Raw genomic sequence first — 5,475 nt, 5'->3', positions numbered from 1 at the left:
CAAACACCTCATTCGGATCGCGGCCGGCAAGCAGTTGGTCCAGAAGTTCCTTCTCAATAGCCATGCGATGATTCTCTCCTTTCCATCATCATGGCCTCGCGCATAGAATTCCCGACAGTCCCTTCGCGCACCGGAGCTGGCACTCAATCTGAAGCCAAGGAGTGGCCCTATCGTCACCAAAATCGACTATTGCATATCCGAAAAGAATACCGACGCCTTCCTGCATGCGTGCAAAGCGCCACGCTCTTAGCCGCGCCGGTGCGCGAAACTGGACGCTCCAGCGCAACCTCCAAACGCCTTCACTTTGGACAGAGACATTTCGCACGCCAACCTGGATGGACTTTCTTCGGCTGAATCATCGGCTCACGGCAGCGGACAAGGAAGCAGCCCAGCAGCCTCTCGCCTTGCACGATGGAGAGCTTCCTCCACACACAGTCCTTTCGATCGAGCGAACGACCGAGGCAGCTCGTACCCGTGCGTCAACAATCGCTTCTCGTCCTCCGAGGTGACGTCATGATGAAGCTGTCAGCCGATGCCAACCCGCCGCGAAGGGGCCTAGGCTCACTCCCAGGCCCCCTTTCTGGCCTTCGGCTCCACTCAACCGCGCATAAACTGCGTTCCTTTCTCTGACCAGCCAAGGCTTGTCCGACTCCCCCGAAGAGAACCGCCCAAGAGCGCCGGTGTTACTATTTCCACAAGCTCCTAGTCGATAAGGACGCGAAGTCTACGCCATGGAAGGTCGAGCTCCTCGCCGCGCGCGATCAAGGCCATGTGCTCGCTTACCTGCTCGGCAACGGCCCCGGTCAACTCCGGCAGTTCAGTCAATTTTTCAAAGGCGGCCATTCATCTGATCCTTTCGGCAAGGTGCCACGTCTGTCTGAAGCAAAAGCTCGTCCAGCGTGAGCAGCGGCGAGCGCATCGCCTTGGCATAGGCGTAGTGGAAGCAATCGAACATGCATCGACGAACATTATTCGTCACCACCTGTGAGATCATGGTCGAGCTCGTGATAGGCCTCCGGTTGAACCGGCTTTCGACCTGGCTGAAAAGACAGGCCGTGCTTAACCAGAATCTTTTTCGCCGTTTCTCTCGGGCTTTCCTTTGTTCATCCGGTTGCGGATGGTTTCCCGCAGGGCGACAATCACAGCATCGGTGATGCTTGTGCCGTCAATGCGCGCAAGCTCCCGAACGAGAGTATCGGCCTCCGGATTGTTGGCGAGCGGGCGAGCGGAGAACAGGGCAAGATAATCAAGCAATTTTGAGCCGCGATAGCCTTCCACTCGGCCATCGCGCGTAGGCGGTGGTTCCGGGTCAATCTCACCAAGGCGTCGGGGCTCTGAAAGCGGCCCTCCCCTCCCCTGCTCAGTGCGCGGCTGCAGGAGTTTTGTTGTTGAGGTTGGCCTCCGTATCATTGGGCGTTAGAGCACGCAGCACCGCCTCAGGCTCCCGGTCCATGACGCGAAGCAGTGTACGGGCCGCGCCGCTTGGCTGCCGCTTGCCCTGCTCCCACTTCTTGTAGCCGGATGGACTGGTTCCCAGCACGGTCGCCATCTCATCCTGTGTCAGGTCGAGCTTCTTGCGGATGGCTTTGGCGTCGACCGCGCCAACATCGACGCTGTGCACCTTGATACCGGGAACGTCCTTACCCTGCGCGTGCGCCAGAGCTTCCGACATAGACTGGATCAGATCAGCGCCGAATTTTGTCATCTCGCTCATGTCCTGCTCCTGTTCGCTGCCTTAATCGCCTTGGCGAAGGCTGCAACCGCTTTTGCCTCGTCCGGCTTCAGATCGACCTTTTCATTCTTGCCGTACGCCAACAGCGCGTAGATCGGTGCGTCATCGCTGTACCAGTAGTAGATGACCCTTGCGCCACCGCGCTTACCCTTGCCTTTGGCGCCGAACCGCATCTTTCGAACGCCACCGGTACCTGGAATCTCATCACCCACCTGCGGATTGGCAGCGAGAAAGTCGATCAGTTCCTTCCGCTCATCGTCGCTAAACAGCTCCGCCGCCTGCCTGATGAACAATGGTGTCTCGGCGACGGTCTGCATGCACTTCCTATAACCCAATGGGTTATATATGAGCCAGCGGTGGGCAGAGTCAATGGCCGATCTACCGAAACGACGCCTCCAACCGATCGATTATCCTTATCCTCTGGATTTGGAAATCAGCCCCGCAACGAGCTCTCAGGCGCTGCAAATGGCCGCTGACATGCAAAACGTGCTTCCCGTCGACCACAGGGACGGCTGATCGGCTACCTGCTCGGCGGCAACGACCCCGGTCAATTCCGGCAGTTCAGTCGATTTTTCGAAGACGGTCATTCATCTGATCCTTTTGGCAAGGTCGCCACGTCTGTCTGAAGCAAAAGGTGGTCCAGCGTGAGCCGCGGCGAGTGCATCGCCTTGGAATAGGCGTAGGGGCAATCGAACTTGCTGAGGCGCCGCTTTGCTATGCCGTGCTGTCCGGCGACAGCGACCGCGTAGGACAGGACGTGTCGGGGCGAACCGGGCTCGCAGAGCCGAATCTTTGGTGCTGCGAGCCATTCGACGACGACCGCCTCAGCCGCTTTGTAGGCGCAATTCAACTGATCCGGCCGTGAAAGCACGATGATGGCTTCCTAGGCAGCAAGTGTCATGTGAACGGCGAGCCGCATCGAGCGGCGCCGCTTCATAGGCGTCGGCCGTGTCCTCCGCCGCCATCATCGAGACGATCGCACATGCATCGACGAACATTATTCGTCACCACCTGTTGAGATCATGGTCGAGCTCGTGATAGGCCTCCGGTGGAACCGGCTTTCGACCTGGCTGAAAGACAGGCCGTGCTTAGCCAGTGTCTTTTGCGCCGTTTCTATCGGGCTTTCCTTGTTCATCCGGTTGCGCATGGTTTCCCGCAGGGCGACAATCACAGCATCGGGTGATGCTTGTGCCGTCAATGCGCGCAAGCTCCCGAGCGAGAGTATCGGCCTCCGGATTGCGAATGTTCAGCGTCATGTGTGTAGCTCCAAGCGCGTAGCGCCCTTTACATCACTGTGTAGCTTGGAGCATACCCGCAGTGTCGGTCGATTAGGCTGGCTCACACTTCGCCGGGGGCTTTGTTCATCCTCCTCTTCAAAACTGTTAGCGGCGAGCCAACCCACCAATGTCACTGAGGCGAATTCCCTCGGGACGGGCAGAGGCTGCCTGCCGCGCGTCCTTATGGCCTTGGCGCTTCGGGGACGGGCCACGCTTTTCGGGCGGCGCGAAGCGTGTCCAAAACCTGACAGCGGCAGACAATATGACAGGTTCAGAACAAACAATGGCAAAAATATCAGGTGCATTACAACCGGTCATCTGGGGCACCGGGAGGTTTTTCCAAAGCATGTGCGCGCTGAGCTCGCTGGCATGGCCCTTGCACGAATAAGGGAGCAACCAGAGGCTCCTCTTCCCCCCAACCCGTGCCTCTCTAGGAAGGAAACCAGAGTGCCGACAACCTTACCCTTTGGAAATAACTTTGGACAGCACCCGGTCTTGCAGATGGAGTCCCCGGCCCCTTCGATTCAAGTGGAAACCTGGCTGCGTGGCGAGCCGCTCAGCAGCTTCGAGCCCGGGAAAGTATACATCGTCGAATTTTGGGCAACTTCGTGCGGCCCATGTGTGGACGCGATGCCTCATCTGATGCAGTTGCAGGAGAAATACAGGGACAGCGGCGTTGAGATCATCGGAGTCGCGGCTAGTGAAGACGCTCCAACGGCCGATGAGGCCCGCAGCAATCTGGACGCGTGGTTGACCGAAAAGTTCTCGAATCTGAACTTTCGGATGGCGTTCGACTCCACAGGCGAAATGAAAAAGCTTTGGATGGAGCCCAGCTTTTCTTGCTGGATTCCGACCAGTTTCGTGGTCGACCGAGACGGCCACATCGCCTTTATTGGTGGCCCGACGGAACTCGATGAAGTTTTGCCGAAGGTGCTCAACGGCAGCTGGCGCGCCAGCGATCAAGCGAAAGCCGCCGACAGGGAGCGGATCGCGAAAGGCGAACCCAAAGCGCGCGAACAAGCGCTGACGAAGCCGATCAAGGCTAGATATCGGGCGGCGATGGAGACAAATGATTGGAAGACGGCGCGCTCGGCAATCGAGGAGGGCGTCGCCTTGATGCCAGACAACCTATATTTCCGCGTGAGTCTTGCGCATCTGTTGCTTCACAAAATGCGCGACATGGAGGCCGGCTTGCCCGAAATGCGCCAATTCGTTCGCGACGCGATCAACAGAGAGTCCGAGCACTGGATATATTATGGGCTATTCCTACTCTTCGCGCCGTGCTTTGATTATGCGGGCTTTCCGTCTGCTGAGCGCTTTGCGATGGGCGAAGAGCTGTCTAAACACATCGTGGCACTGCCGCAAGGCCACGGCTCTAAGTTCATGTCTTATCCGATGGTCGCTCAGTACTATCATGAGAGCGGCAACAAAGATCGCGCGATCGAGTTGGTCGAGCAGGCACTTAAGGTGCTGGACGGTCCGGAGCCTATCTCGAACGACCTGAAACAGCACCTTCTACCGGAGTTGCTGCAGGCTCTGGCCAACTACAAGGGTGAGAAGGTTTGTCACGGCACTATCTGTGTAGCTCCGCAAAAGGATTCTCCCAACGTCAATGGGGTGGCCGAGGAGCAAACCTAAGAAGGGGCGTGTCGGAATGCCTTACTGGTCAATTCGTCCACTTTCCTGGCGTGGTTGTGCAAATAGCCGGCCCAGGCGTCCAGCCCAGCCTCGCCGTCATCCGCAAACACGTGACTGACCAAGGAGAAGACGACGTCCCCTGATCACCTCACCAAAACATACTGCCGCTGCGGGTCTCCCGGACCCGTCAAAGATGGCACTGGAGTAATGCTTGGAACATGAAAAAAGGTTACTAGCCAGCTCGACGCTGCCCACCGATCCACCTGCACCCACAGGCGGGGAAGACGGGGACGCAGCCGACCGCCTGTCTCAGCGCCACGATAGCACTCGCACGCTCCGGCAACGGAACACCATTCAACATCCGCACCAAGGACATCCAAAAATGGCAAAGAATTTCCGGCCGCTGCATGACCGCGTGGTCGTTCGCCGCGTCGACTCCGAAGCGAAGACCGCCGGCGGGATCATCATTCCCGACACCGCAAAGGAAAAGCCGCAGGAAGGCGAGATCGTCGCCGTCGGCTCCGGCGCGCGCGACGAGGCGGGCAAGCTTGTTCCGCTCGACGTGAAGGCTGGCGACCGCATCCTGTTCGGCAAGTGGTCCGGCACCGAAGTGAAGCTCAATGGCGAAGACCTTCTGATCATGAAGGAATCCGACATTATGGGCATCATTCTGACCGCCGAAATCCAGTTCGCCTCTTCCACAGACCTTCGGAGCTAAAAAATGCCCAAAGACGTAAAATTCTCCCGCGACGCTCGTGAGCGCATGCTGCGCGGCGTCAACATCCTCGCCGACGCGGTGAAGGTCACGCTCGGCCCCAAGGGCCGCAA

General features: G+C 58.3%; 10 protein-coding genes and 2 pseudogenes. 3 read left to right on the top strand and 9 right to left on the bottom strand.

Features of this window, described 5'->3' with window-relative positions; translation table 11 throughout:
* Positions 1-121: 121 nt before the first annotated feature.
* Positions 122-509, top strand: a pseudogene (locus NKJ09_RS32365) (MFS transporter); the annotation flags it as partial.
* A 193-nt stretch (positions 510-702) separates the two neighbouring features.
* On the opposite strand, the gene NKJ09_RS32360 reads toward NKJ09_RS32365, so the two are convergent.
* The 9 genes and pseudogenes from NKJ09_RS32360 to NKJ09_RS32320 form a co-directional block, all read right to left on the bottom strand.
* Positions 703-843 carry a hypothetical protein gene (locus NKJ09_RS32360; protein WP_023722625.1) on the bottom strand — a complete coding sequence of 47 codons (141 nt, stop codon included), beginning with the start codon at positions 841-843 and terminating at the stop codon, positions 703-705.
* The gene (locus NKJ09_RS32355) at positions 830-994 is read right to left on the bottom strand and encodes a hypothetical protein (protein WP_352764767.1); all 165 of its coding nucleotides are present in this window, start codon (positions 992-994) and stop codon (positions 830-832) included. Before NKJ09_RS32355 ends, NKJ09_RS32360 begins: the two co-directional genes overlap by 14 nt.
* A 65-nt stretch (positions 995-1,059) precedes the next feature.
* Positions 1,060-1,278: a type II toxin-antitoxin system VapB family antitoxin gene (locus NKJ09_RS32350; RefSeq protein WP_352485009.1), complete on the bottom strand. Its 219-nt coding sequence runs from the start codon at positions 1,276-1,278 to the stop codon at positions 1,060-1,062.
* 82 nt (positions 1,279-1,360) lie between these two features.
* Entirely contained in the window at positions 1,361-1,714 is a 354-nt protein-coding gene (locus tag NKJ09_RS32345) for a helix-turn-helix domain-containing protein (protein WP_023722622.1), read from the bottom strand.
* Complete coding sequence (locus NKJ09_RS32340) at positions 1,711-2,049, bottom strand: type II toxin-antitoxin system RelE/ParE family toxin (protein ID WP_352485010.1); 339 nt, start codon at positions 2,047-2,049, stop codon at positions 1,711-1,713. Before NKJ09_RS32340 ends, NKJ09_RS32345 begins: the two co-directional genes overlap by 4 nt.
* A gap of 135 nt (positions 2,050-2,184) precedes the next feature.
* Positions 2,185-2,319: a hypothetical protein gene (locus NKJ09_RS32335; protein WP_023722620.1), complete on the bottom strand. Its 135-nt coding sequence runs from the start codon at positions 2,317-2,319 to the stop codon at positions 2,185-2,187.
* A gap of 237 nt (positions 2,320-2,556) precedes the next feature.
* Positions 2,557-2,730 (bottom strand): hypothetical protein, encoded by a 174-nt coding sequence (locus NKJ09_RS32330; protein ID WP_245278771.1) that lies wholly within the window; start codon positions 2,728-2,730, stop codon positions 2,557-2,559.
* Positions 2,730-2,930: a hypothetical protein gene (locus tag NKJ09_RS32325; protein WP_352764770.1), complete on the bottom strand. Its 201-nt coding sequence runs from the start codon at positions 2,928-2,930 to the stop codon at positions 2,730-2,732. The genes NKJ09_RS32330 and NKJ09_RS32325 overlap by 1 nt, the downstream gene beginning before the upstream one ends.
* Before the next feature lie 13 nt (positions 2,931-2,943).
* Positions 2,944-2,988, bottom strand: a pseudogene (locus NKJ09_RS32320) (hypothetical protein); the annotation flags it as partial.
* 522 nt (positions 2,989-3,510) lie between these two features.
* Here NKJ09_RS32320 and NKJ09_RS32315 point away from each other — a divergent pair.
* Both NKJ09_RS32315 and groES read left to right on the top strand, forming a co-directional pair.
* A complete protein-coding gene (locus NKJ09_RS32315; RefSeq protein WP_352708773.1) occupies positions 3,511-4,647 on the top strand; it encodes a redoxin family protein in 1,137 nt (378 codons plus the stop codon).
* Between the two features lie 382 nt (positions 4,648-5,029).
* Positions 5,030-5,365, top strand: coding sequence for a co-chaperone GroES (gene groES, locus NKJ09_RS32310; RefSeq protein ID WP_352485014.1), 336 nt, complete (start codon positions 5,030-5,032; stop codon positions 5,363-5,365).
* Positions 5,366-5,475: the final 110 nt, after the last annotated feature.

The sequence above is a fragment of the Mesorhizobium sp. M0189 genome (genome assembly GCF_040322135.1).
Taxonomy (GTDB): domain Bacteria; phylum Pseudomonadota; class Alphaproteobacteria; order Rhizobiales; family Rhizobiaceae; genus Mesorhizobium.
Note: the sequence above shows the minus strand (reverse complement) of the source record. Positions and strands in the feature narration are given on the sequence as shown.

Coding starts and splice junctions, on each gene's coding strand:
- NKJ09_RS32360 (WP_023722625.1), bottom strand. CDS start 843: ATGGCCGCCTTTGAAAAATTGACTGAACTGCCGGAGTTGACCGGGGCC.
- NKJ09_RS32355 (WP_352764767.1), bottom strand. CDS start 994: ATGATCTCACAGGTGGTGACGAATAATGTTCGTCGATGCATGTTCGAT.
- NKJ09_RS32345 (WP_023722622.1), bottom strand. CDS start 1,714: ATGAGCGAGATGACAAAATTCGGCGCTGATCTGATCCAGTCTATGTCG.
- NKJ09_RS32340 (WP_352485010.1), bottom strand. CDS start 2,049: ATGCAGACCGTCGCCGAGACACCATTGTTCATCAGGCAGGCGGCGGAG.
- NKJ09_RS32335 (WP_023722620.1), bottom strand. CDS start 2,319: ATGACCGTCTTCGAAAAATCGACTGAACTGCCGGAATTGACCGGGGTC.
- NKJ09_RS32330 (WP_245278771.1), bottom strand. CDS start 2,730: ATGTTCGTCGATGCATGTGCGATCGTCTCGATGATGGCGGCGGAGGAC.
- NKJ09_RS32315 (WP_352708773.1), top strand. CDS start 3,511: ATGGAGTCCCCGGCCCCTTCGATTCAAGTGGAAACCTGGCTGCGTGGC.
- groES (WP_352485014.1), top strand. CDS start 5,030: ATGGCAAAGAATTTCCGGCCGCTGCATGACCGCGTGGTCGTTCGCCGC.